The 23539-nt window shown below is 35.3% G+C and carries 27 protein-coding genes and 1 pseudogene; 12 read left to right on the forward strand and 16 right to left on the reverse strand.

The window, feature by feature from the left end:
• Positions 1–35 precede the first annotated feature (35 nt).
• Positions 36–233, reverse strand: coding sequence for a hypothetical protein (locus ACFOY7_RS01330; protein ID WP_390248603.1), 198 nt, complete (start codon positions 231–233; stop codon positions 36–38).
• Positions 234–495: 262 nt separating this feature from the next.
• Here ACFOY7_RS01330 and ACFOY7_RS01335 point away from each other — a divergent pair, with 262 nt between their 5' ends.
• From ACFOY7_RS01335 to ACFOY7_RS01345, 3 genes are read left to right on the forward strand one after another with little or no spacing between them, the layout of a single operon-like run.
• Complete coding sequence (locus ACFOY7_RS01335; protein ID WP_390248605.1) at positions 496–873, forward strand: GntR family transcriptional regulator; 378 nt, start codon at positions 496–498, stop codon at positions 871–873.
• Complete coding sequence (locus ACFOY7_RS01340) at positions 873–1742, forward strand: ABC transporter ATP-binding protein (protein ID WP_390248607.1); 870 nt, start codon at positions 873–875, stop codon at positions 1740–1742. The genes ACFOY7_RS01335 and ACFOY7_RS01340 overlap by 1 nt, the downstream gene beginning before the upstream one ends.
• Positions 1736–2344 carry an ABC-2 transporter permease gene (locus ACFOY7_RS01345; RefSeq protein WP_390248609.1) on the forward strand — a complete coding sequence of 203 codons (609 nt, stop codon included), beginning with the start codon at positions 1736–1738 and terminating at the stop codon, positions 2342–2344. The genes ACFOY7_RS01340 and ACFOY7_RS01345 overlap by 7 nt, the downstream gene beginning before the upstream one ends.
• 119 nt (positions 2345–2463) lie before the next feature.
• Here ACFOY7_RS01345 and ACFOY7_RS01350 read toward each other — a convergent pair whose 3' ends face one another.
• Positions 2464–3198, reverse strand: a complete 735-nt coding sequence (locus ACFOY7_RS01350; RefSeq protein WP_390248611.1) for a YqjF family protein — start codon at positions 3196–3198, stop codon at positions 2464–2466.
• Positions 3199–3426: 228 nt separating this feature from the next.
• Between ACFOY7_RS01350 and ACFOY7_RS01355 the strand changes: the two genes are divergently transcribed.
• Both ACFOY7_RS01355 and ACFOY7_RS01360 read left to right on the forward strand, forming a co-directional pair.
• Positions 3427–3810, forward strand: coding sequence for a YndM family protein (locus ACFOY7_RS01355; RefSeq protein ID WP_390248613.1), 384 nt, complete (start codon positions 3427–3429; stop codon positions 3808–3810).
• 276 nt (positions 3811–4086) lie between these two features.
• Positions 4087–4236: a hypothetical protein gene (locus tag ACFOY7_RS01360; protein ID WP_390248615.1), complete on the forward strand. Its 150-nt coding sequence runs from the start codon at positions 4087–4089 to the stop codon at positions 4234–4236.
• An 80-nt stretch (positions 4237–4316) separates the two neighbouring features.
• Here ACFOY7_RS01360 and ACFOY7_RS01365 read toward each other — a convergent pair whose 3' ends face one another.
• Complete coding sequence (locus tag ACFOY7_RS01365; RefSeq protein WP_390248617.1) at positions 4317–5813, reverse strand: OmpA family protein; 1497 nt, start codon at positions 5811–5813, stop codon at positions 4317–4319.
• Between the two features lie 238 nt (positions 5814–6051).
• On the opposite strand from ACFOY7_RS01365, the gene ACFOY7_RS01370 reads away from it, so the two are divergent.
• The 3 genes from ACFOY7_RS01370 to ACFOY7_RS01380 are packed head-to-tail and all read left to right on the forward strand — an operon-like array spanning position 6052 to position 7127.
• Positions 6052–6423: a hypothetical protein gene (locus ACFOY7_RS01370; protein WP_390248619.1), complete on the forward strand. Its 372-nt coding sequence runs from the start codon at positions 6052–6054 to the stop codon at positions 6421–6423.
• Positions 6410–6925, forward strand: coding sequence for an RNA polymerase sigma factor (locus tag ACFOY7_RS01375; protein ID WP_390248621.1), 516 nt, complete (start codon positions 6410–6412; stop codon positions 6923–6925). The genes ACFOY7_RS01370 and ACFOY7_RS01375 overlap by 14 nt, the downstream gene beginning before the upstream one ends.
• Entirely contained in the window at positions 6900–7127 is a 228-nt protein-coding gene (locus ACFOY7_RS01380; RefSeq protein WP_390248623.1) for a hypothetical protein, read from the forward strand. Before ACFOY7_RS01375 ends, ACFOY7_RS01380 begins: the two co-directional genes overlap by 26 nt.
• A 60-nt stretch (positions 7128–7187) precedes the next feature.
• Here the strand turns inward: ACFOY7_RS01380 and ACFOY7_RS01385 are convergent, their stop codons facing one another.
• Positions 7188–7625 (reverse strand): cell wall hydrolase, encoded by a 438-nt coding sequence (locus ACFOY7_RS01385; RefSeq protein WP_390248625.1) that lies wholly within the window; start codon positions 7623–7625, stop codon positions 7188–7190.
• A gap of 136 nt (positions 7626–7761) precedes the next feature.
• On the opposite strand from ACFOY7_RS01385, the gene ACFOY7_RS01390 reads away from it, so the two are divergent.
• Entirely contained in the window at positions 7762–8466 is a 705-nt protein-coding gene (locus ACFOY7_RS01390) for a YwaF family protein (protein WP_390248627.1), read from the forward strand.
• Positions 8467–8674: 208 nt separating this feature from the next.
• Here ACFOY7_RS01390 and ACFOY7_RS01395 read toward each other — a convergent pair whose 3' ends face one another.
• The 3 genes from ACFOY7_RS01395 to ACFOY7_RS01405 form a co-directional block, all read right to left on the reverse strand.
• Positions 8675–8947, reverse strand: a complete 273-nt coding sequence (locus tag ACFOY7_RS01395) for a YuzC family spore coat inner layer protein (RefSeq protein ID WP_390248629.1) — start codon at positions 8945–8947, stop codon at positions 8675–8677.
• Between the two features lie 320 nt (positions 8948–9267).
• On the reverse strand, positions 9268–10941 hold the full coding sequence (ilvD, locus tag ACFOY7_RS01400) for a dihydroxy-acid dehydratase (RefSeq protein ID WP_390248631.1): 1674 nt from the start codon (positions 10939–10941) through the stop codon (positions 9268–9270).
• A 222-nt stretch (positions 10942–11163) separates the two neighbouring features.
• Complete coding sequence (locus ACFOY7_RS01405) at positions 11164–11835, reverse strand: FadR/GntR family transcriptional regulator (RefSeq protein WP_390248633.1); 672 nt, start codon at positions 11833–11835, stop codon at positions 11164–11166.
• A 206-nt stretch (positions 11836–12041) separates the two neighbouring features.
• On the opposite strand from ACFOY7_RS01405, the gene ACFOY7_RS01410 reads away from it, so the two are divergent.
• A complete protein-coding gene (locus ACFOY7_RS01410; protein ID WP_390248635.1) occupies positions 12042–12191 on the forward strand; it encodes a hypothetical protein in 150 nt (49 codons plus the stop codon).
• A 226-nt stretch (positions 12192–12417) separates the two neighbouring features.
• Here ACFOY7_RS01410 and rpiA read toward each other — a convergent pair whose 3' ends face one another.
• The 7 genes from rpiA to ACFOY7_RS01445 all read right to left on the reverse strand — a co-directional run bounded on the left by rpiA (position 12418) and on the right by ACFOY7_RS01445 (position 20746).
• Positions 12418–13101, reverse strand: coding sequence for a ribose-5-phosphate isomerase RpiA (gene rpiA / locus ACFOY7_RS01415; RefSeq protein ID WP_390248637.1), 684 nt, complete (start codon positions 13099–13101; stop codon positions 12418–12420).
• A 577-nt stretch (positions 13102–13678) separates the two neighbouring features.
• A complete protein-coding gene (locus tag ACFOY7_RS01420) occupies positions 13679–13819 on the reverse strand; it encodes a hypothetical protein (protein ID WP_390248638.1) in 141 nt (46 codons plus the stop codon).
• Positions 13820–14874: 1055 nt separating this feature from the next.
• Positions 14875–15096: a hypothetical protein gene (locus ACFOY7_RS01425; RefSeq protein ID WP_390248640.1), complete on the reverse strand. Its 222-nt coding sequence runs from the start codon at positions 15094–15096 to the stop codon at positions 14875–14877.
• 344 nt (positions 15097–15440) lie between these two features.
• Positions 15441–16130, reverse strand: coding sequence for a response regulator transcription factor (locus ACFOY7_RS01430; protein ID WP_390248642.1), 690 nt, complete (start codon positions 16128–16130; stop codon positions 15441–15443).
• A gap of 12 nt (positions 16131–16142) precedes the next feature.
• A complete protein-coding gene (locus tag ACFOY7_RS01435) occupies positions 16143–17600 on the reverse strand; it encodes a sensor histidine kinase (RefSeq protein ID WP_390248644.1) in 1458 nt (485 codons plus the stop codon).
• A gap of 79 nt (positions 17601–17679) precedes the next feature.
• Positions 17680–19971 carry an MMPL family transporter gene (locus tag ACFOY7_RS01440; RefSeq protein WP_390248646.1) on the reverse strand — a complete coding sequence of 764 codons (2292 nt, stop codon included), beginning with the start codon at positions 19969–19971 and terminating at the stop codon, positions 17680–17682.
• A gap of 460 nt (positions 19972–20431) precedes the next feature.
• Positions 20432–20746: a DUF3892 domain-containing protein gene (locus tag ACFOY7_RS01445; protein ID WP_390248648.1), complete on the reverse strand. Its 315-nt coding sequence runs from the start codon at positions 20744–20746 to the stop codon at positions 20432–20434.
• 200 nt (positions 20747–20946) lie between these two features.
• On the opposite strand from ACFOY7_RS01445, the gene ACFOY7_RS01450 reads away from it, so the two are divergent.
• Both ACFOY7_RS01450 and ACFOY7_RS01455 read left to right on the forward strand, forming a co-directional pair.
• The gene (locus ACFOY7_RS01450) at positions 20947–22095 is read left to right on the forward strand and encodes a DEAD/DEAH box helicase (protein WP_390248650.1); all 1149 of its coding nucleotides are present in this window, start codon (positions 20947–20949) and stop codon (positions 22093–22095) included.
• Between the two features lie 513 nt (positions 22096–22608).
• Positions 22609–22728 (forward strand): IS3 family transposase, encoded by a 120-nt coding sequence (locus tag ACFOY7_RS01455; RefSeq protein WP_417398444.1) that lies wholly within the window; start codon positions 22609–22611, stop codon positions 22726–22728.
• Between the two features lie 108 nt (positions 22729–22836).
• On the opposite strand, the gene ACFOY7_RS01460 is transcribed toward ACFOY7_RS01455, so the two are convergent.
• Entirely contained in the window at positions 22837–23037 is a 201-nt protein-coding gene (locus ACFOY7_RS01460; RefSeq protein ID WP_390248652.1) for a cold-shock protein, read from the reverse strand.
• A gap of 240 nt (positions 23038–23277) precedes the next feature.
• Positions 23278–23376 (reverse strand): annotated as a pseudogene (locus ACFOY7_RS01465) (SET domain-containing protein-lysine N-methyltransferase); the annotation flags it as partial.
• Positions 23377–23539 lie beyond the last annotated feature (163 nt).

The following is a 23539-nucleotide window of genomic DNA, read 5'->3' on the forward strand; positions in this document are numbered from 1 at the left end:
AGGATATAAACAAATATTTATTTTTAAGAAAGTAATTACTTTTCATTATTTTCTTGTTTCGATTGCAAAGATTGCACACTCTTTTTTAATTCATCTACAAGATTTTTTAACTGTTCCCTGTCTTCTTCACTAAGCTTTTGACTATCTAATTGAACATTGTGACGTTTCAGAGTTGTTCCAACAAGCATATCGATAATTTTCTCCGATGTTTCTTTAAAATTACTGTCGCTCACCCAATTCACCTCCCATAATTGAATGAATTATCTTCTTTCTCTGATACCTTATGTATCTAATCCCTTATGAGTAAGTGCCTTTACCTATTTTTCAGTCAATTTCCATTTCGCACCAATAAAAATAATATAACCATAAAACCAGGATAAGAAGCAGCACCCCCTCATGAGTTCATTTTTAAGGCAAATTATTATTGCATATCATTCTATATTTGTGTATATTGTATATAGAGTATATATACAATATTAAAAAAGAGGTATTTGCATGCACATCATCATTTCCAATAATTCGAAAGAGCCTATTTATGAGCAGATTTATGTCCAGATAAAAAAGCATATATTGAGCAATGAATTGCAGGCCGGCCAGGCTTTGCCATCAATGAGGCAATTAGCAAAGGAGTTAAATATTAGTATTATTACAACAAAAAGAGCATATGAAGAGCTTGAAAAGAATGGATTTATTTTTTCCATTGTTGGAAAAGGTTCGTTCGTCACAGAACAAAGTAATGAGATGATACGGGAGCGGAAAATGCAAGTAATTGAGGAACAATTAACGGCTGTGATCCAAAACAGTAAAGAAATCGGGATAAAATTACCGGAACTGAGAGAACTGCTCTCCATGTTATATAAGGAGGATACATAATGGAAGATGTCCTTGAACTGCATAATGTAAATAAGACTTTTAAAGGTTTTCAGATAAAGGATTTATCTCTATCTGTAAAAAAAGGTTTCATAACAGGATTTATAGGAGGAAATGGCGCAGGTAAATCCACGACAATTAAGATGATCCTGAATTTATTACAACCGGATAGTGGCACAATTTCTGTTTTTGGCTTAGATTACAAACAGAATGAGAAAGAAATCAAGCAGCGAATCGGATTCGTGTTTGATAACAATATATTTTATGAGCATCTAACACTGAATGAAATGAAACGATTAATAAAACCTGCCTACCATAATTGGAATGACACTATCTTCAATCAATATGTAGACATGTTTGGGCTATCTTTAAAGAAAAAGCTAAAGAATTTTTCAAAAGGCATGATGATGAAGGCTTCTTTAACATTCGCATTATCTCACAATGCTGAATTAATCATTATGGATGAGCCAACATCGGGGCTTGATCCAATTTTTCGCAGAGAATTATTAGAAGTTCTTCATGATCTCATGCAAAATGGTGATAGAACCATCTTCTTCTCGACACATATTACAACAGATTTGGACCGGATAGCGGATTACATTACCTTTATTCATAATGGACACCATGTCTTTACGAAAGAGCAGTATAAAATTGAGGAAGAATACGCGATTGTTAAAGGGGATACGGATTTATTAGATCGGGATACAGAACAAGAATTTGTCTCAATACGAAGATCTAATCATGGTTTTGAAGCATTAACAACGAATAAACAGCGTACAGAAACTGTCTTTGGTGATACTGTCATTCTCGAAAGACCCACACTTGAAGATATTATGCTATATACAAAGAAAGGAACGGAGACAATATGGTAAACCTTGTTATAAAAGATATTTTCCTTCAAAAAAACGGATTATTCATTTTATTACCAGCTTTAGCTATCTATTTATTTATCGGTACTTCCTCTACCTGGATAAGTATTGTATTTTGTATCGCTATCATTATGGATGCCTTTGCAAAAGATGAAAATACTTCCTCTCATATCTTATTAAACGCCCTGCCATATACACGAAAGGAAATCGTTAGTTCCAAATATATTGGTGCATTTGTTTTTGTTAGTCTAGTGCTCATCACCATTTCTATTGGACATTGGATCAGATATAGAGATTTTATACAGTTGGACCAAATATTGCTCACAATTGGTATTGTTCTATTGTTTATCTCATTTGCATTTCCATTTTCTTATCAATTCAAAAGTAAATATTTATTAATGACTTCAGGTGTTGTCTTTGTCATTTATATGGTTATTGCTAACACTTTTATAGTCGACTTGAATGACAGAATAAGAAATTTAGTACAAACAGTGTTGTCATTAGATAATTCACAATTGTACTTAATAATTATATTATCAGTTGGGTTGCTCTATTTGTTATCATGGATGGTTTCAGTCCGCATTTATAGCAGGAAAGCATTTTAGTACAAAAGGTTAGCATCAATTTATTTCACCCTATCCTTAATGCCCAAAATTAATAAAAAGCGCACTTTTGTGCGCTTTTTTTACGGGAAGTGAAAACAAAAACGAAAAGAATGATTATCTCAATCCACCTTCTTTATTGGCCAGAACAAAACACGTCTGGAATAGGCGTAATGAAAGACAGGTTTTCCAATGATGGTATCTTTAGCAAAATCTGGAAGTATACTTTCTTCTTCTATTTCTACCTCTACATCCTGAACTTTCCATGGCCTATGATGAATACCTACACTATATAAAGAATCATTTCGTTTGGACCACAGGAAATATCTTTCCAAAAGCCAGTGACTCAGACTGTTCCTTTCCGGATAATATGGTTCTGAGATTGGACGATAGCTCCCTTTGAAAGCTTTTGATGACCTTTTTCTTCTACAATAATAATAAAATGTATTTCCTTTTTGTTTCATGTCCATCTTGGCATAAACATATGGTAATGTAGCTGCTCGTGCTCCTAGAACAGCTGGAAATTTATCTGCATCCAAACTGAAGAAATAAATTCCCTTTGTATCGTTTCGTTTAACATATGTTCTTACATTCAGCTCGAGGAATGTATTAAGAAAAGGAATTGGCGGTATTTTTCTAAAATGCATTTTGCTTAATTTGAATGGAAGGATCGTAATCCATGCTGTTCCTTCATACGTGTCTAATTCTAAACCGTCTGGTATATGTTTTTTCATCACCTCTTTTGATACAGGCAAATGTATGAACAGTAAATGGTCCCATCTCTGACTCATTAACCACGGGCCACCAGGTAACTGCTTGTCACGATGGTCTGTTGTATGGAGTATCTCTTTATACATACCTAGCTCCTTTCTACATGTTCTAACAAATTTTTTCGAATATCTCATTGAATGGGGTTCCAAAATTATTACTAAACAATATAAATTTTACTTATATGTTAGATAGCCTGTTTGAATAGAAAACAAACATAACCCAAAGGATGATGTTTTAATCTTGTAAATCTGGGAATAGCATTACTAGTTACAGAAATAGTAACAATAAAAAAATATTAAAGGAGGAGATTCATGATGGAACATGTTAAGGCACTGGCAATAAAAGCTCTGATGACACTAGTTGTACTTTACTTGATTTTAGGTCTTGGATTCGAAATGAGTTTCGGAAATGTGGTGTTAATTACATTAGTTCTTGGTGTCCTATCTTACTTGCTAGGAGATCTCTATATTCTGCCTAAAACATCGAATATGACAGCAACAATGGCAGACTTGGGAATGGCATTCTTAGTAATCTGGCTTCTTGGAATGGCATTGACAGACATTTCAGCAGGTACTATGGCAGGAGCAGCTATTCTTTCAGCTATAGTTATGGCAGTAGGTGAATACTTCTTCCATAAATTTATGTTAAAGAGAGATTTCACTCCTGGGAATAGATACAGAACCTCAAACCAATATTAAAATATAAGAATAAGAGCAATTCTGCTAAAAGACCTAGCATAAATTTAATTTTTACAAATTAGAAAATCAATAACAAGTAAAGATGCAAGGACAAAGGTATTTAGTCCACAGTAAAATCCGAATGATTTTCCATAAATCATTCGGATTTTTCATTTACTAGTAGCAGTTTCTACAACCGCTCTGTCAAAACGTCCTTGAATAATGAACAAATTGAAACCGATCCATATTACCAACGAAAAAAAATAAAACGGAAGAAACTGGTGATCTACCGTTGTTATGGGGCAATTCAATTCATTCGTACCAATGGAATATACTGTAGAAATTCGTGTTAGTAATAACAAATATGCAGAACCTGGTCTCTTTGATCCACCAGATGAGGGATTGGAAGGGGAAACAGATCCAGAGGCCGAAGAGTTAGATAAATAATAGAGAAACTCCTAAAAGCAGAAGAATGAGCAAATCTGCAATTAGGAGTTTTTTTATAGCAAGCTTGTGTATCAATATTCTTAATCTGTATCCATATCGCCTGACAATAATATCTCCACCCGGCGATTCCGCTGCCTGCCTTCATCAGTTTCATTTGTGGAAATCGGTTCATATTCTCCGAACCCTTTCACCTCAAACTGGTAAAGTGAAGGATCATTCACAAAAGACTTCAGTGTACGAAAAACATTTTCGGCTCGTTCTTCCGAGAGTGGTTGATTTATGTTATCGTCACCAACATTATCTGTATGTCCGTATATTTTGATCATTCCTGTATATTCTTTATCTTCAAGCCATTTAGCTACAGCCTGGATTGAGCTCTTACCTTCATTCCTGATATCACTTTCCCCAAATTCAAACAAAATATCGTCAGGCATTATGAGCTTCATTTCATCCCCATCTTTTGTCACATCCATATTATCTGGAGCATCCTCATACTCCGGATTCAATGGAATCGTTAATTTAATCATTTGTTCCGCCTTGCCTTCATAACGTTTTTCCACTATGTCCCCCTTTAAATGTTCAAATTCTTCTCCATATGCATCTAAAATTACCCTGCTTCTGCGATGAGTTAAGCTGGCCATTGAGTATATCTCGATAAACCCTTCGTCTGTCAATGACTTGTATTCAATAGGCATCATAAATGTTCCATCCTTCTGTACCTCAGCTTTATATGTATAAATATTCTGTCCATGATTAGAATCTGCATCACTGTGTATATTTCCATGCAATATTAAACCATCCATTAAGTTGGTAGACCCTTTTACATACACATAGCGATGATCAGTGTCTACTATCTCTGCCTCTACCCACACATCGGGTTCACCATAATCATCTGGCGGATCTCCAACGATCTTCTCTTCTAATATAAATTCTTCTCCAACTCGAATTGGACCTATTGCATCTGCCTGAATAATAAAGGTTGGTTTATCCCTTCCAGCTTTATACTCTTCTACTACAAACGGACCTTCAAAATTTTTACCGTCTTCTCCATAAATCGAATTAATCTCATCAGCTCTCTCATGCATTGAGCTTATACGAGAATGACTGTAAGTTAGTTGTAAACGAACCGGGTCATTTAAGTTAGATTCATATAAAGCTGAATCAAAAGGGATAGATCCCTTGATAACCCCACTCTGTCCAACTTCTATTGTTTCATTTTCTAAAATTTCACTTACTACATTTCCTCCATAAGGGTTTAAAAAAGATTTAACCCTTACTTGAACACCTTCAGGCAAATTAGATTCTGCATCTACCTCAATGATATCTTCTTTTAATGTCATTTTTCCTGATATAGTTATATTAGGAGAGATCACGTCTCCTACAGGGTCCTCAGCTATATGATCTGCTGCCATTTTTTTGTTATCTTGATCATTGGGGCTTTCTTCTATTTCTTTTTGTTCATCTCCTTGTTCATTTTCTGTCGCCTCTTCTGCTATTGTTGATGGTTCCGTATTGTCACTACAAGCCATAAGAAAAAATACAATACAAAAATAAAATAAAAATAATCTTCTATACACTATTCCGCCTTCCTTTCATTTCCATTTATCTATCTTCATCATAACAGGATCCTTTTATTAAACAAGCAAGGGGATGTAAAACAGGTCATTCATCCTATCATTATTTCATCTCAGGGATTAGATATAGTAATATTTAAGTAAGTGAAATCAGCCTGTTGTACTATTCTAATCATTTTTTAAAATTAAACGTGAACCTTTCCTCACCATTAATGGTATAAGTAATAAAGGAGATGATAAAATGCAATTAGGTTGGTTAATTGGATTAGTTGTTGCGGTGGTGTTAGGTAATATCTTTGCGATGATCATTGCTACATTGAATAAAAAAGTGGTGAAAGATCAACACGGGAAAATTAACTTCAAAAAATCAAATGTTTATTTTTACTGGACGAGATGGGATTATGTCACCATCATTTGTGCTGCATATACGTTTATTTGTATTCTTGGGCTTACAGTCTGTTTATTTATGGAAAAGACCATTAATGATAGCTGGGTACAATTCTTCCTTCACCAAACGGTTATATTTTCCATGCTCTCATTTGGCTGGTTTACTTGGCGTTTAGCGTATGTATTTAAAGGAGTTAAAGAGCGGTGGTCAGATGAATTCAAGTGAGAAAATACAGGTAGATGAGCTATTCACTATCTATCATAAGCAAATTTACCAATTTATCTACCGTTACACCCAAGATGAAATGTTAAGCAGTGATATTGTACAGGACACCTTTATTAAGTTTGATAAATATGCAGATAAGTTTGATCCCTCAAAGTCTCATATTCGCACATTTTTATTCAGAATTGCTTATCAATTAACGATGACGAAACTAAAAAGACAGGATAGATTTGTAAAATTATTACCATTTTTATATAAAAAAGACCAAGGTGACTCGATTAGCCTCGAAGATAAGATCTCTATTCGTACTGCTATAAAGAAATTACCACCTGAACAAAGATCTGTAATTATTTTTTCTTATTATCATGATTTACCGCAGCAAGAGATCGCTGAAATTTTGCAAATTCCTATTGGTACAGTAAAATCCAGATTGCATACGTCATTAAAAAAACTTAAAAACCTATTGGAGGTTGATGATAATGAAGAAGAACGGTATCCCAGATAAATTAAAGCAGAAGATGGATCAGTTTAACGTCGAAGTACCTGAAATAACCATGAAAAGGTCATTATCACGGCGAATTGCGGATTGGATGTTTACATCTGCAAAAAATCCTGCAGATTATTTCACAAAACCTTTGACACCGTTAGGGATGGCCATGCTTCCTCTACCGATTTTATTGTGTACCGTCCCATTACTGTTCATTTAAACGACTTATATTTTATGGGGGATTATCTCAAAAAACCCCACAAAATTGTGGGGTTCTCTATCAAGTATATGCACCTTCACAAGTATTTGCTTGCGGTTCGTAGTAACAATGCTGTTTGTATTGACCCGCAAATGGTTGATCATACCATGTTGGAGGGCAAACATCATATGGATTAAAATACCATAGCGCATACTTAGATGGATGTTCTCTCCAAAATTTAACCGTACGTTCAGCCAATCTCCTCTCTTGGTCTCGTGCCCTTTGATAAAAGACATTCCCCTTTTGTACTGCTTCAAACGAGTAATTTCCGCCTTGTACTTGATAAATTACTTGAGGTATTGTTCTTAAACCTACAAAATCTCCACAATTTGCTCTTACTCGATTAACAATGACATTCCCAACCATTAGCATTCCAAGTTGTCCTTCACCTTCCGCTTCTGCCCTCATCATTCTTGCCATTAAATCAATGTCACTGCTTGTATGTTTAACTCTGGACACTTTTCATCACCTCTAAAAGCATTGTATGAGGAAAGAGTGGAAAATGTGGCTTTTACAATAAAAATTATGACTTAATCTTGGTAGTACAGTTTGAGAATCTCTTGTATAATCAAAGAAAAAGTAAGGAGGGGAGAAAATGGAAGGGATTTTTAGTTTCAACCAAGCAGACTATCCATTTCAATTGTTTTCTCTGACCCATATTTGTATGGTGCTCATTACTGTGGGACTAATAGCATGTATGTATATTTTCAGGAAATTCCTGAAGGGAAATAAGCGAACAATTAAATATTCTTTAGTTATCCTACTTATGGTAGGTGAGGCAACATTTCATTTATGGTATCTGATTAATGACCGATGGAATATACTGTTCAATTTACCTTTCCAATTGTGTTCCATCTCCCTATACTTATGTACAATTATGTTACTTACACGGAATTATAAAATATTCGAGATTTCTTTTTTTGTAAGTATGACAGGAGCCTTTATAGCAATTCTCACACCTGAACTATTTTTCGGGTTTCCCCATATGCGCTTTTTTCAATTTTTTCTTGCCCATATTGCTATTGTACTCTCGTGTTTTTACATGGTCTGGATCGAAGAGTTTAAACCGACTTTTGGGTCTGTGATTAGATCATTTACTGCTCTTAATATAATGGCAGGCGTTGTATTTATTATAAATAAGATAATTGGTTCTAATTATATGTTTTTAGCTGGAAAGCCTAGCAATACTAGCCCAATTGATTTCTTAGGCCCTTATCCGTGGTATATTTTGTCATTGGAAGTGGTGGCATTCACGTTATTTATGGCTTTATATATTGGTTTATTTAAAATTATTAAATAGAATAGATGGCAAGGTTGGTCGTAACTGGCATTATAAATTTAAGGAAGGAAATATAATGATGATAATTTAAATAGTATGTCTTTACTTTATATCTGTCGCAACCTGTTTTATCTTCTTCCCAATTTCAAAAAAGAACTCTCAATAAGTTTAGTAACTTAACGAGAGCCCTGTAAATGTATTAAACACTCTTTCAATTACAAGTTAATCTTTAGTTCCCCCATCTAAGAAACATTGATAAGGTACAACATTGTGTACCTTGAGCATCGGCATAAATTGTTAATAAAAGTCCTGTTGGAGTATACTTTACTTCTACTGGCGTGGATGTACCTATTGATTTGATTAAACGGTCAACTTCCTTTTGATTTCCCGCTTGAGCTGCTGTCATCAAGCTTTGGGAAAATTCGGGTTCCGTAAACTTTTCAAGTATTGTAATGGACTCACGAGCTATTTTTTGAAAAGCTGCTGCCGATTGCTGAAACATGTTAATATCCACCTGAGGATATTGCCTATGTTGTAAATAATATGAGGGAAAATACTGATAATTTAGCATTTGACTGTGGTTATAGGGGTAATAGTCAGTAATGTAATACATAAAAAACCACCTTTTTTTACAGGTATTTTATGCGGAAACCTATTATTAGTGTCTAGATTTTAAGAAGATTTGGGTTCAAGCGCTGACAAACAAGACCTGTCATTAAGTAAGATTTTGAAAAGCAAATTAAAAAACGTTTGGATATTAAAATCCAAACGTTTTTACCCAGTAAAAACACAACTATCAATCTTACCGAATTGATAAACCAATTATATGCTCATAACACCGCCATTTGAAGCATTTGTTACAAGTTTTGAATATCTTCCTAACCAGCCATTTTTAATTTTAGGCTCAAAAGGTTTTAAAGATTTTCTGCGTTCCTCTAAAACTTCATCTGATACTTTTACATTTAGTGTTCTTTTTGGTAAATCGATCACAATAATATCCCCATTTTCAATCAAAGCAATCGGGCCACCTTCTGCAGCTTCAGGTGAAATATGTCCGATAGAAATACCACGTGATGCTCCTGAGAAACGCCCATCAGTTAAAAGGGCAACCGTTTTTCCTAACCCACGGCCCATAATAGCGGAAGTAGGTGCTAACATTTCCGGCATACCTGGACCACCTTTAGGTCCTTCATAACGAATGATGACAACATGTCCTTCTTTTACAACACCATTATCGATTGCTTCTTGAGCTTCCTCTTGAGATTCAAAAACAATAGCTTCTCCTTCAAACTCTTTAATGGAAGGGTCAACTGCTCCGACCTTTATTACTGCACCCTCCGGAGCAATATTTCCATATAGTATGGACAAGCCTCCGACAGGACTGTATGGATTGTCTTTTGTTCGAATAACTTGTTCATTTGTAATCTCATACCCACTAACAAGTTCACCCATTGTCTTACCTGTTATGGTTAAACGGTCTGGATGGATGGCATTAGGGATTTTCGTCAACTCATTAATAATGGCACTTATTCCACCAGCTTTATTAATATCGTCCATGGAGAAATCAGATGCAGGCATAATCTTCGCAAGATATGGAACACGTGCTGCAATTTCATTAACATCAGCAAGGTTATAATCTATACCAGCTTCATTTGCAACTGCCAGTGTGTGAAGAACCGTATTCGTAGATCCACCCATCGCCATATCAAGTGCGAATGCATCATCAATCGCCTCTTTTGTAATGATATCACGAGGTTTTACATCTTCTTCAACCATACGAATTAAATGTTTCGCCGCTTCACGAATCAATTCTTTACGCTTATCGCTAGTGGCAACGATAGATCCATTTCCAGGTAATGCTACCCCTAACATTTCCATTAAACAGTTCATAGAGTTTGCTGTGAACATCCCAGAACAAGATCCACAAGTTGGACAAGCATTATTTTCAATATCATTAAATTCTTCTTCTGTCATCTTACCTGATTTATAGGCCCCAACACCCTCAAAAACAGATGTTAACGAAAGCTGTTTTCCGCTGGAGCTCATACCAGCCTCCATAGGCCCTCCCGAAACGAAGACAGAAGGTACGTTTGTACGAGCTGCAGCCATCAACATACCAGGTGTAATTTTGTCACAATTTGGAATATAAAATACACCGTCAAACCAATGGGCATTAATAACAGTTTCAGCACTGTCAGCGATTAATTCACGACTTGGCAGGGAATAGCGCATCCCAATATGTCCCATCGCAATACCATCATCCACACCAATTGTATTGAATTCAAATGGAATACCGCCAGCTTCAATGATTGCTTCTTTTACCACTTTCGCAAATTCTTGTAAATGTACATGACCAGGAATAATATCAATATACGAGTTACAAATACCGATAAATGGTTTTCCTAAATCTTTTGCTTTTACTTTTCCTGTAGCATACAAAAGGCTACGGTGTGGAGCACGATCTACCCCAATTTTAATCGTGTCACTTCTTCTCATCTGCACACACATCCCCAAATTTTTATTTTTTGTTTAATGTATTTTATAATGTATGTTGTCTGCTGTCAATATCGTTGTATGACTGGAAAAATTTGGATTAAGGTCGATTTTATTAGATTCTTTATACCCTGTACATTCTAACCGTTCACCTTGTCTTTTTTTCTCCCAATGTACAAAAAAAAAGACATCCTGGCGCTAAACGGGATGTCGTATCATTAACTATTATTCGATTCCTAACTCTTTCATTGCATGCAAAATATGAATTTTCATTGCACTTTTTGCACCTTCAGGGTTACGATTCTTCATAAATTCCATAATCATGTTATGATCATTGAGCGTATCTTTAATTGCTAGTTCTTTCTTCTTTGATAAGATGACTCCTTTATCAATAGCCTGGTAAATAACTGGCATAAGCTTTTCCATAAACTCATTATGGGTTGCCTTTACAATGGATTGATGAAATTTTTGTTCAACTTCTGTCCTGTCCTCATTGTGTCTAATTTTTTGTTCTATCCGCATTCCATAATCTAAAATGCGTTTTAACTCGGCATCACTCGCACGGATTGTAGCATAATAAGCAGCTTCTGGTTCAAAGATCAATCGCATTTCATATAAATCTCTCGCATTTATTTTAGCATCAGCCAGAAAACCTAAAGATTCCTTGCCGTTAATATCCATATCTTCTCTAACATATGTCCCTTTTCCTCGTCTAATCTCTAAAACGCCATTTGTGACTAATATCCGAATCGCTTCACGAAGTGTTGTCCTGCTGATATTCAGCTCTTCCGATAACTCATTTTCGTTCGGGAGCTTATCACCTGGATAAAACCTTTTCTCTATAGCAATCATTGACATTATATCGTCTGCTACACTATCTGATAGCCTTTTTTGCATATACCTGATCCACCCTATTTTCTTTCTAGTATAGCATAGGTTGTCTGCTCACTACATTTTGGAAGAATTTAAAAGGTACGTGTGGACAATTAGAAACGGAAATAAAATAGAAATTAATTGGTCTTTGAGAGGATTTTTAAAAATCAAGTCATAAAACTCAGATAGTAGGTAAGATTATTAGTGAAAATATAAAGGAGGTAAATACGATGGGAAACAAAAAAACTGATACTGAAAAAGCTAATATAAAGATTAATGAAGTTTTCAACAAAGAAAATAAACAGAACCTAACTGATATTGACTCTCTAATAAATAACAACAACATATCCCTTGTGATTAAAGGCCAAGACGATAAATAAGTTACATCCTAACTATAAATTAGAAAGGCATGGGGTTTAGGTTTTAATCTATTTGTTAAGAGGTAAATAATAAAACACAGACAACTAATTGTTTGTCATACGAATCATAAATAATGCAACAAATAAATTGACTACGGATTGATCTCTTTTTAAAAAAGAGGCCTTCATAAAATCTTTTGGAAAGCCTCTAATTTTTATTTTTTGTCGGGTTGTCCGTTTTTTGCAATCAGCTTTCCTTATCCATAACCTTCACCTGTTCTGGATTACTTATTAACACTTTGCTCGTCATATTAACAAATAAACCGTTATCAACAACACCAACTAAAGATTGTAATTCGTTGTTTAATTTTTCCGGTTCAGTGATTTTGTCAAACTTACAATCTAATATATAGTTTCCATTATCTGTGATATAAACATTGTCATTAACGATTCTGCGTTCTGGTTCACATCCTAACGCTGCTATTTTATTTGCAGTTACTTCCCATCCAAATGGGACAATTTCAACCGGTAACGGAAACTTCCCAAGGTGTTCGACAATCTTTGATTCATCCACAATAACTAAAAACTCTTTGGCAGAGGCAGCAACAACCTTTTCCCGAAGTAATGCTCCACCGCCGCCTTTAATCAATTGTAAATTGGGATCAACTTCATCTGCACCATCAATCGCTAAATCTAATTCTTGTGTTTTGGAGAAATCCGTTAACGGTACATGAAAGTCTCTTGCCCATTCTGCTGTTTTATTTGATGTTGGTATGCCAACAATTTTTAAACCGTTGTTAACACGTTCCCCTAGCTCTTTCATAAAAAAGTACATGGTTGATCCTGAGCCTAGCCCTAGTTTCATACCATCTTTGACATAGTTTACCGCTTCTTTTGCAACGATTTGTTTTAACTGCTCCGCTTTGCGCATAGTACTCCCCCTCGGTGTTATACTTATTTTATTATATATTTTTAAGTTTTCCGGGGCAACAAGTGTATAAAAGCTTAAGTAGATACTACTTAGTAGCCTGTGCGTTTAACAAGCTCGCTGGTATGCAGCTAATAACGAAAAAAATTGATTCTTCAAAGTCAGTTGTATTATTAAATCAAAGATCTTCGAAAAGATCGTGAAAGGCAAATTCGTAAAGCGCTTGAAACGATGGTTCTTTGAAAGCATCTCTATACATGTATAAGAGCGTAATGCCGATACCATGTTCCCTAACACCTCTCAATGAAAGTAAAAAGGATGTTTCCGTTAATTATACGAAAACGTCCTTTTTTAAACTAATTGAACTATTTGTGATAACGCGATGATCATAATGTTCAATCCCTGATAAGGTTGGAAATTATTTTTCGGATGGCATTTTAGGATCTCACGGAATCAGAAGGTTCTCGATACGTCCATCTAACACTATGATATGTATAATGGTTTAGAGGGCAAAACTAGAATCAAAAAAATTGCATTCTAGTTTCCTTCCCCCTTTTAGACTGAATGTTCCATTCCACTTCTAGTTGAAATCGTCAGGATTCTTTTCACTTTCTTTCTTATTCGAACCTTCTACTTCACGCTGTGGATCAATATCGCGATTGGGATCATTCTTCTTTAATTTTTGCTCATTAGAGTCTTGTTTTTTATTGTTTTCAGCCATATTTATCCTCCTTTTATTTAGCTTCTTCTAGTATCCTAGGAGACTTTAACGTCTAAGCCTAAGCAACTTCTTTGTAAGTTCAAACACTTACGTGGATTATTTTAAAACTTTACAAAATAGCTGCCCACTTTTTCATAGTTTTTTCTTTGACATGTTTCCCTACTTATATAAACCTTTTTCATGTCACATTAATTGTATTCTCGTTTTTCAGATCAAATAAACCAAATTACTGCTATTTAATACTTTTGTAATATAACAAAATCACTCTTAAATTATACTCATCATACCTATAGACTCTTTAGGCAGAAGCTTTTAGACCTACTTATGGAGTTTTTCATCATTTGATTCATCTGAAAAAGATAGAGTACATTGGAGACTAGGTAAACCGGCAGACAAAGAGTACTTTGTGTAATATATAGTTTGTCTGCAATCTTATCATCCGACATATTAACTATCAAATTTATTATTTCAGATTCTCGTTTAGTAAACATCTCATTTTTCCCTTTTCCAATTTTCGTTGATATTAAGCTAGATATTGATTCTAAAAAAACATACTATCTGGAAATATATTCACGACTTATATTCAAATATATCTATCATTTTGGTCCTTCCTCTTTCTTCAAGTTGGTGAGAGAAGAATAGAAAGATTACTAAAACTTGCTGGATTAAATGAAGAACTTACTCCATATACGAGGACAGGAAATTAGGATGATGTGACCGTCAAGTAAAAAGGCATAGTTCTTGTTCAACTAAATGACCCAATTAATTAGAAATTCAGTTTAAATTGTTGCGATCCCATTGCGATTAATAAAATTCATCACTACAGTAACTTTTTAAATTATAAAAAGAGCCTATAAAACAAGTAATGTATAAAAACTTGCATAATTCAGGCTCTTCAGGCTACTTCTTTGTTTAGTAAAGCACCAGTTAATATACCAAATACTACTCAATATATATATAAACTAACTGATATAATGCTAAGCAGAGTCCCAAAATACTCGCTTTTATTTTAGATGGATGGTTTGTTTTATTACGAAACAAGTAAAAGGAAACTGCTACAAATCCCAAAGGAAACCATAACTCAAAGACACCCTCTTCTGTAGCGCAGAATAAATTGGAGCAACATACGCGCTAATCAGAAAATAAAAGAAAATTTTAAAGCGACCAGTTTCTAATTGCTTACTCCACCTTACTAAAAAGATAATAATTATTATTGCGATAATTGTAACGTGTAAAGGGGGTAGAACAATAGCAACGTTCCCCATTTTAAATTCCATTCTTGATTGCCCTCCTTTTTATAGTGCAACAATATTTGCTATAAAATTCGGCATATCTCCTTTTTCGTAGTCACATCCTTCCCTCTCAAATATAATTTAGCTATATTATCGCTAAGACCATCATATACATTCTTCCATATAAAAGGAAATCTTAACTGAAAGAATGTTGCATTTTATCCAGCAAAAAGTGTAGTCAAAGTGGGCATTCACCTGATTCCCCTATTTTGCTCCATTTGTCATGGCTCCAACTTATAACAAAAGAAAATATTCATTTTTGCTGCTAAAACTATTGACTTTATATAGTTAGCCTCTTTTTTTCTTTGCTACAGGAAATAATACGACCATTACGCATTAAAACGATAACCTATCCCCCATACTGTCTCAATATAGTCCGCATTAGCGGAAAATCGTGCAAGCTTATCTCTAATTTTGCCGATATGTACCGTAACAGTTGCATTATCACTAATGGAGTCCATTCCCCAGATTGTTTCAAATAATTCATCCTTTGTAAATGTACGGCCAGGATAGGAAGCCATGTATGAGAGTAAGTCAAACTCCTTCACACGAAATGGAATAGCCTGTTCGTTCACATACACCATTCGGGAGCTTCTATCGATAACTAATTCTCTTATTTGCAGTCGGTCTTTTTCTGTCTTATCGTTCTTTTTCATTGCATAATAACGATCTAAATGTGCTTTTACACGTGCTACAAACTCACTCATACTAAAAGGTTTCTTCAGATAGTCATTTGCTCCTAATCCAAGTCCGCGAATAATATCTATTTCTTCTGTCCTAGCTGTGACCATAAAAACAGGAATATCGATTACTTTCCGTATTTCTTTACAAATATCAAACCCATTCATATCTGGAAGCATTAAATCGAGAATAATTAAATCATAATCACCTTGCAGTGCTTTGGATAATCCTTTTTTCCCTTCATGCTCCATATCAACTTCGAAACCGTTTATTTCCAAATAATCTCGCTGTAACTCTGCAATACTTATTTCATCTTCAATAATTAATATTTTGGACAATTTGCCCCCCTCCTACTTCCATTGTTTTAAAGATAGATAAATAGTCGTTCCTTCCCCATACGTACTTTCAATTGAAATAGTTCCTCCATGTGCTTCGACAATTTGTTTGGCAATAGCTAATCCTATCCCACTGCCTCCATTTTCCGTATTCCTCGATGAATCACCTTTGTAAAAACGGTCCAGCACATGTGCCAGATTCTCTTTTTTTATTCCCTGGCCATTATCTTTTATTATCAGTAAGATGAATGGGTCACTTTTCTCCAACGATAAGGATAGCTGCTTTTTCTCTTTGTCAAAAAACTTGATACTATTAGCCAGAATATTTCGAATAACCCGCTCTAACTTTTCCCTGTCTGCTTTAATAAAAGGTTCTCCAGTTAGTTTATTATCCAGTGTGACCTCAATCTTCTGTTTTTCAAAGTCTAATTTCATTTCCTCTATCATATTTTCTAAGAATTCCTGTATATCCACCTTCTCAAAGAAAAATGCCACACTGTTCATATCCAATTTTGAAAAAAGGAATAATTCATCTATCAAATGGTCCATATGGGTTGCTTTCACATGAATGGTTCGGCAATACTTCTCCAGTTTTTCCCTATCATTGGCAACACCATCCATTATACCTTCCACATATCCCTTGATCGATGTAATCGGTGTTTTCAGATCATGCGAAATATTGTTAATTAATTCTCTTCGATTTTTTTCATACTTCAACTGTTTTTCAACCGAATCGATTAATCTTACTCGCATTTCTTCCAGAGCATCACTTAATTCTCCAATCTCGTCTTTTCTTTTTATTATTATTGCAGGCTCAAGTTCTCCCTCTTTCATCCTATTGGCAGCTTCTTTTAATTCCTTCAATGGATCAATAATATGTTTTGAGACAACATAGGTTAATATTCCACTGGTAACTAAAAAGGCCAATATAAAAGTAATGATTAATGTTGGTACAACAACTCGTATAAATGAATCGATTAGTCCGATATCGAGCAAAAGAAAATAGGTACCTTTGTTTCCATCATCAAAGAAAAAGTCGGTTGATGTATACAGCCATGTCGCTTCATTGGTTGATAGGTATCCTTGAGCACTGCCAGTGGAATTAGTCTGCTGGGAGAGAGTTGACAGCAGATCCTCCTCTAATTTCTCCGACTGATAAATAAAACCCTCATCCTCCCTGACTAATAGTACTGCTTTCCGCTTAGACAGCTGCTGCTCATACTGTTTTAAAATACCAGGGTTACGAAATGCTTCCGGATTTTCCTTCACATAGCTTTGCAGGTTCGTATAGATAAGTAGATCTTCTGTTAGTAATTCCTCAACAAACGGCTCTTCTACATTATAATAATCCTTCATCTCTTCAAGATTACCAACAAATAAATGAAACAACAAATGCAAAAACGATACGACTAAGCCAAGAGGCAATATAATCATAATGAGATAAGAAAGTAATAATTTCACTCGTATGGACATGGCTACCCCCCTCAATTAATTTCAATATGCTTGAAAACCAGCACTCTTTTTTCGTAAAAGAGTGCTAGTTTACTATTTGTTATGAAACCTCGTTCTTTACTCGGACATTTACATCTTCCCTGCTTGTTTTACCAGGGAACCACCAATTCCAATCACCTAGTAACTTCATTGTCGCTGGAACCAGAATGAGACGGACAACGGTTGCGTCTATAGCTATTGCTACTGCCATACCAAAGCCAAGCTGCTGCATCGGCAGGACACCAGCAAAAGCAAATGATCCGAAAACAACAATCATTATTAGAGCAGCTCCAGATATTAATGGGGCTGTATGCTCTAAGCCAAAAGACACACTCTCTTCATTCGACTTTCCACTCTCATATTCCTCTTTTATACGTGTTAAGAGGAAAACTTCATAATCTGTGCTAAGACTAAATAATAAGCCTAATAGCAGGATCGGGATAAAGCTTTGCAGAAAACCAAAGTCACCAAATCCTAATAGATCAGAACCCCATCCCCATTGAAAGACTGCAACAAGTACACCATAGGTCGCCCCCAATGATAAGATATTCAATAAAATCGCTTTAATTGGTAAGAGAATACTTTTAAAAGTTAACATTAATATAATGAAAATTAGTAGAAGGGTGAAAATCAATACTGTCATCAGTATACTATTAAGCGATGAGGATGTATCCATTCCCTCTGCCGTTTCGCCTCCAACATATAGTTGAAGAGGAATATCGCTCTCATTTATCCATTCTCTTATCTTGATAACCATCTCTCTATTTGTTCCACTTGACGAGTAATCGTTTGTTATCACATCAACGACCGCGACTTTCAAGTTATCACTTAAATATCGATCAGTCATTCTGGAAAAATCAGCAGGAAATTCCGCTCTCTGGTAAGATAATTGTTGACTAATCGTTTGATGATCCATATCAGGAAAATAAGAAAGAATCGATGCTACTTCCACCACATCCTTCATTGATTCCAGCTGTTCTACTATGTCTTCCATGTAAAGGAGATGCTCTTCTGAGACAAGAGATTCCTCTTCTGATTGGAGAACAATTTGTATAGGGGATGCATGGCCTACACCGAATGATTCTTGCAACTGCTCAACCCCTTGGCGAATTGGTGTTTCTCCTGGAAGCATCCTTGAATCCGGTGTAGATACTTCTATTTCTGCTGCCGGTAATGCTATAACAGCTAAAAACAGGCCTGCTCCCAATAAATAAATAACAGGACGTCTCATAACTTTATGTGATAGTCGATACCAAACTCCTTTATTGCCACGATTGGTTTCCTTTTTAAGAAACGGTACCTTTAGAGCATTGATAGAATAACCAACAACAGATAATAATGCAGGCAGAAGGGAAAGTGTTGCTAACATTAAGAAGAAAACAACTGTTATCACGCCTAATGCAATCGATCGAACTGCCGCAATATCAGTAAAAAGAATAGCTGACATGGAACCGACAATCGTGATACTGGAAAAAAGAATGGCATGACCGGCATGCTGAAGTGTTATCGCAAGCGCCTCGATAACTCCTTCTGCGCCCTTTTTCTTATCTATTTCCTCTTTAAAACGTTTCACAAAAATTAAGGAGAAATCAATCCCTACACCTATCCCTAACATTAAAGCAGCATCCAGGATAAAAACAGACAGCTCTGTTCTCTCAGCAAAAAAGTAAAGCAGACCTAATGATGACGCGATTGAGTAACCAGCTAATACTAACGGCATTAGAGAAGAGACGATGGAACGAAATACAAATAATAATACAAGCAAAATGATAGGAATGGCATATAAATGGGCTGCCTCCAAACCTTCCTGACTAAGCTTTGTTGTCTCTCCCCAAAAAGCGGGTGCACCTAGAATAAATGCTTCAAATCCATACGGTTCCACAAGTTCTGTTAAGCGATCTTGTATTGCTGGCAATACCTTTTGTGCATATCCCTCATCAATATTCATCCCGATAAAACCAATACTTGTGTGCAGATCTTCTCCCAAAAACTGATCTTGCAGAGAGGAAGATACATCTTGCCATGTATCTACTTGATCAATGGTTTCTTCTTTTTCCAATAATTGAGTGACACTCTCTAACATTTCTGTGTACTCATCAGAGCCTGCTTCGTGTTTATCATGGGTTAATACCAACGTTAAAGAAGATGCTTCACGGCCATCCACCTGATCGATCATCAGCTGATAAGCCTTCGTGGAGTCTGCTTCCGGATCCCCCCATCCACCGCCAGTCAGTAAATCACCAAGCTGCATGGCAAAAAAGACACTAATTATGACGAAAATTGTCCAGGCACTAATAATTCCCCAACGAAACTGATAAATCCTTTTGGCATACTTCTCCATTTTTCGGTTCAATCTCTTCATCCCCCTGCTAATACTTTTTCTGAACTCCTTCAAAGCATAGCGAATGAATCTGTTATATCCTTAAAGAATTTCTAAACTTTTTCTAAAATAATCCACTAAGCTCATGAGCCATATAATTAGCACAAACAAACATCGTTCACTAGAGCAAATTAAGGATCGACTCGGCAGACGATCCAATTAAAAAAATGTGTACTTTATGTCACATAGGAAATAAAAAGAAGCTTCCCAAACGTCGTCAAAGTTGCCTAGTTTTGGTGAGCGTAGCTGGACATGACTATAAAGCAAGTATTCAAATGATCCTTAGGCAATAACTATATAATTTCCTAAGCAACGAAAAAAAGCATACCAATCATACTATTCAATTTGGTATACTTTTCCTTGAGTTCGTTTAATATTTCTTTCTCAATGTGAACTTCTTAAACCTAGAGAAGGATGTTTTTCCTTAATGCCATTAAAAAGTATCTAATTGATCCAGATTATTTTCTTTAATACCATCAGCTTCACTACGAATAATGTCTCGACCATACTTATGAAATACATCTATATTGGCAAGTTTTCCTGCTTTTGCTTCATCAATTGCGGTGATGTAATCTAACTCCCTGCCGCTATTCGTTTTAAATGCAATAATATCGCCATCATCATTCTTCCGTACAGCAACTATTTGTTCTTTTCCAAGCTCTCCTGATGATGGGACTTCCTGCTGAGCTTGTTCCTCACCCTGCTGTTTATAATTTTGATATATTTTCTCAAATTCTTGATTGTCCATATTCCACACCTCCTGACCATACATTTAGTTTTAACGAATGAAAGATTTTTATGTGTAATCTCTTCCCCACTTACGGAGAGCACATAATCGATTTGATTTTACACAAAATAATGGTACAAGTTGACAGGTTGACGTATACAGTAATACGCATTACTCTGAATAGAGATGTTCGAATTGAAGCAATAAAAGGAGCGTAATAAATGAATAACAAACAATCACTTAGTGAAGCAATACCCGACCTGAAACCATTTCTTCAAACCGCTTGGGATAAATCCGGATTCGAAAAGCTAACAGCTATTCAACTACATACGGCCCGTTTTATAATCGAGGGAAGAGATATCATTGCTGAGTCACCAACAGGCAGCGGTAAAACGTTAGCTTACCTTTTACCGCTTTTGCAACAAATCGATTCAACTCAAAAAAATACGCAAGTTGTTATCTTAGCATCATCCCATGAACTAGTGATGCAAATAAATCAAGAAGTTCAGGATTGGTCAAGGGATAGCGGAATTGGGAGTGCTACACTGATTGGCGGAGCAAACGTAAAACGGCAAATTGAAAAGTTGAAAAAGAAACCGCAAATCGTCATTGGAACACCAGGAAGAATGAACGAACTAATTAACCAGAAAAAGTTAAAGATGCATCAAGTAAAAACAATTGTATTGGATGAAGCAGATCAATTGTTAGTACCTGAACATATATCTACGATCGAAAAGATTGTGAAAAGTACCTTGAGTGACCGGCAAGTGCTCGTCTTTTCAGCAACTCTACCTGAGACAGTACAATCAAAGGCAGCAGAACTAATGAACAGTCCAGAAGTAATTCAAGTAGGTAATGAAGATGATGATCGACCAAAAATAGAATATATGTATCTTGTTTGTGAAGCGAGAGATAAAATTGAATCTCTAAGAAAGCTCGTACGAAATCAGAAAATGAAAGCACTAGTATTCGTCAAAGACATTTCAACACTTTCGGTACTGGCAGAAAAACTAAGGTTTATGGGAATCAATGCAGGCGTTTTACATAGCGATTCCAAAAAACAAGAGCGAACGAAAGCAATTAAGGAATTCCGCGAAGGAAAATCAGAACTTTTACTAGCTTCAGATGTCGCTGCAAGAGGCTTAGATATTACTGATTTATCACATGTTATTCATATGGACCTTCCCCAAGAGATGGCACAATTTGTTCATCGCTCCGGAAGAACTGGGCGGTTGGGAGCTGAATCTGGAACCGTTGTAGCCATTGTCACAGAGAGTGAGGAGCGACAATTACAAAAGTTTAGTCGCCAGTTAAATCTAACTGTTTCAAAAAAAGCCCTATTCCATGGGAAATTAGTTGATACAAAATAAAGTGAGGCTAAGATCAGTGGGGTTTTTCCCCACTGATCATTATCTTAAAACACTCTCCTATCAGTATGATGAATTGATTTTCCAACAATTATGGAGAAGGCTGGCCATGAGGATATAAATACAACAATGAAGATTTATACGAGTATTACAAAAAAGATGAAAAAGGACGCTTCACACAAAATGAAAATTTTGTATGAAAACGCCCTTTATGACTTAATTTAAAATATATCGTGCCATTTATGTGAAATTAATTACTTTTTTAACCTATAAAAGTGTGTTAAATAAGGGTTGGGATGATAAAAACTACATCATGCCACCCGTAAGTTGAGAGTGTGTAGTATCGTTAATGGGATGTGCAGGAAGTGCGTTATATCAACTTTTTGTATATTGTTGGCTGTAATATCTCTAGCGGGAATTTATCGTTTTTGCGTTAGCAATTTGTTAGCAATTTGTTTTGTAAACAAAGTTTTTTTACGATAAGACTTTTTATGCTTCGATGGAAATTTTTTTGGGATCTTAAAACAGGAAATGTATTATGGTGAAGAATTGGTAAGCTATGAAGAGTTAAAAAGACGAATCGAAGAATATATCAACTGGTACAACCATGAACGATCAAAAGAAAAATTGGCTTGATTGAGTCCAGTCGGATACCGAACTCAATCCAGCCAATCAGCTGCATAATAAAACTCTAGCATTTGGGGATAATCACCCTATGACAGAAGAGCTTTTTTCTATATTTTATTAGATTTTAACAACGTTTGTTGCTTGTGGTCCACGGTTACCTTCTTCAATATCGAAAGAAACTTGTTGACCTTCATCTAAGCTTTTGAAACCGTCGCCTTTAATTGCTGAGAAGTGTACGAATACATCGTCTCCACCTTCAACTTCGATGAAACCGAAACCTTTATCTGCGTTAAACCATTTTACTGTACCTGTGTTCATATAACATTCCTCCATTGTGCTTAAAGTTTTTTCTTTAGTTGTTCTGCTAATGCAATTAATTTATTCATACTATACCCCTAATTACTAAAAAAAAACATTCCTCTTTCTACATTAAACAGAAGCCCTTCTTGTTTAATTATTGCACCCGATAGTTTAAGTGAATTATTTCACTTACTATACAATTATTAACATGATAGGTATTTAATAAAGACAATATTCTAATGTGTTTTTCAATCCTTTTTAGTCTTGATTAAACCAAAGGGGATCTATATCATCAACATTGCCATTATAATTGATTAAGATCTCTTCACCTGCTTTTATATCTGTGGATTGTAAAAATATCAAGTGACTATTTTATCGAGTTATTTGATGTTCGAACATTCTTAAAAGAAATTTAAATAATAGAAATGGATTAGACTGTGGAAATAACAAAAGAGGTTAAAACTCTAAACGTGATTGGAAGGAGTTGAATGTCTTTGAAAAGATTTACTTTTAATAATAT

The organism is Gracilibacillus xinjiangensis (genome assembly GCF_042651765.1).
GTDB lineage: Bacteria > Bacillota > Bacilli > Bacillales > Amphibacillaceae > Gracilibacillus > Gracilibacillus xinjiangensis.